Annotated in this window: 2 protein-coding genes; one reads left to right on the top strand and one right to left on the bottom strand. The window is 64.9% G+C overall.

All coding sequences use genetic code 11. The annotated features are described in order from the left end of the window. Positions 1–182: 182 nt before the first annotated feature. Positions 183–791, top strand: coding sequence for a hypothetical protein (locus tag ACP5H1_RS08355; RefSeq protein ID WP_427974044.1), 609 nt, complete (start codon positions 183–185; stop codon positions 789–791). Between the two features lie 96 nt (positions 792–887). On the opposite strand, the gene ACP5H1_RS08350 is transcribed toward ACP5H1_RS08355, so the two are convergent. Continuing rightward, positions 888–1,691 carry a putative CRISPR-associated protein gene (locus ACP5H1_RS08350; protein WP_427974041.1) on the bottom strand — a complete coding sequence of 268 codons (804 nt, stop codon included), beginning with the start codon at positions 1,689–1,691 and terminating at the stop codon, positions 888–890. Between the last annotated feature and the right edge of the window lie 432 nt (positions 1,692–2,123).

The raw sequence follows: 2,123 nt of genomic DNA, 5'->3' as shown, positions 1-2,123 counted from the left end.
AAGGGGCTTCCCATGTAAAACATGGGAACTACCCGGCTAAGTAGTTTATAAGGTAAATTAACAAAATAACGAAAGCACGCCCCACGCCGCTGCCCCGCGGCAAGGTCCAGCTAGCTGCTTTCCTACTAGCATCCCACCACCTTGCACTCCTGCGCCCCAGTGGGGGGCGCCGGGGTGAGAGGTTGGGCAGGAGGCTGAGCGGGGTGTGGTGGTTCAGGGGGGACCCCATCTACAGGAGGATATACAGGGTCCTCAGGGTGGGCCGCAGGCTCCCCTCGGCCCGCAGCATAACGGTGCTAGATTATGACGAGGGCAAGGAGGCGGCCGAGAGGAGGAGGGCCGCGGGTTTCGCCGTGCCGAGCAAGGGAGAGGTGTGGTTCGACGACGAGCCCCCCTCCTACCTTGTCTTCGCCCACGAGCTCATACACCTGGCCAGGAAGGCCAGGGACGACGTCGGCGAGGAGATGTATGCTAACGCGCTCCAGAGGCTGGTCGTCACGCTGGCCGCGAGGGGCATAGTGCCCAGGAGGAGCCCCCTCTCCCTGCTCGAGGACGTAACCCCGGGGCAGCTGCTGGAGGCCCTGAGCGCCGCCTTCGGAAGGAGGTTCAGGAGCTTCAACGACTTCTACGTCAGCGTGCACGGCTTTGAGCCGGCGTTCCTGCTCGACAGGGACCTCAGGCCCGTCAGTCGCGTTGGCAGGGAGGCCATGAAGCTGTTAATCATGTACCTCTCAGACGAGTCGGAGTTCAACATGAAGGTCCTGCGGGCCCTCCTGTCGCTGCTCTCGTAACGGGGCGACGACCGCGCCTCTGCCCCGAGGCCCTGGGGACGGCCCGGGTCTACTTAGCCCAGTCGCTGCGGCCAGGCCCAGCCGCTCAATAACAGCTCACGCGAGCCCCGAGGCGGCCAGGAGCCCCTCGGCCCACATAACGTCATCCCTGGTGACGGGCCCCAGGCCGAGCCTGCCCAGGTTAAGCCTGGCGGCCAGCACAGTGACGCGGGCCTCGGCGCTCAGGTCCTCGACCTGCGCCCCCACCTTGCCCCTCAGCTCCTGGACGGCGCTCACGAGCGACTGCCTCACGAGCAGGGGCACCCCCACGGTGGTCTTCATTGCCTCGTGCCTGTAGTACGCCAGGGCGGTGACGCTGTGAAGTATGACGCCGAGCGTGGAGTAGGCGGCCTCAGCCTTGAAGCCCGGCGTTATGTTAAGCATCACCACGTAACCTTTGGAGGAGTCCTGGGAGGCCCTGCTGCCGACCTCCCTCAGGAGGTTTAGGAGGCCCGCAGGCAGGTTCCTCTCGCCCTCACCGACCGCGACCAGCTCCACGTCTACGCCCTGCCCGCGCAGGTGCTCGCCGAGCAGGACGGCGACCAGGTGCGCCGCCCCGCTGTCAGAGTAGTAGTAGAGGACCGCCCTCTGCACCATGCCCGCCTCAAGGAACGGCTGGAGGGAGTTGAGCTCCGCGGAGGCCTCGTAGGGCCTCGAGCTCAGGTAATACCTGAGCCTGTCCAGCAGCGGGTCGCTCCTGCCGGCCCCGGCGAGCCTCTCGCACTCATCCTCGGCGTCAACGTCAAGCCTTGAGCACCTCTCAAGCAGGTCCGCCTGGCCCCTGTCAAGGCCGGCCGACCTGGAGGCGTTCCTCAGGAAGGACGTGCCCACTGTCATGTGGTGAGAGAACTTCAGGGCCAAGCTATTCACCTCGGGGTCCCCGGCCGCCCCCTAATTTAACCTTTAGGGCCTGGGCCCTGGCCATGAAGCGCCGCGGCCTGGCCCCTCTTGCCTCGCTGGCCCTCGAAGGCTGGGGCAGGCCAAGCAAAGGGCTCCGGCTGAGCCAGCGGCGCGCCCCTTGCCTCGCCTGCCTAATAGCCAGCGCCGCCCCAGGCCATGCGGCAGCCCTCTGGAGGCATCCCACCGCTCAGCGGCCCCGCGGCCGGGGCAGGTGAATTTAAAGGCGACGACCTCGACGCGTCCAGGTCAAGGCCTGGAGGCTCGCGCGGGCTGCCGGCGAGGCCTCCCTTTCCTTTCCCTTTTCTTGATCATTAAACTATTTTATAAACCATGTTACGCTTTCGTTATTTTGTTAATTTACATTATAAACTACTTAGCCGGGTAGTTCCCATG

The organism is Acidilobus sp. (genome assembly GCF_049973875.1).
GTDB lineage: Archaea > Thermoproteota > Thermoprotei_A > Sulfolobales > Acidilobaceae > Acidilobus.
The sequence above is the reverse complement of the archived record's forward strand: the minus strand, read 5'-3'. Positions and strand labels throughout refer to the sequence as shown.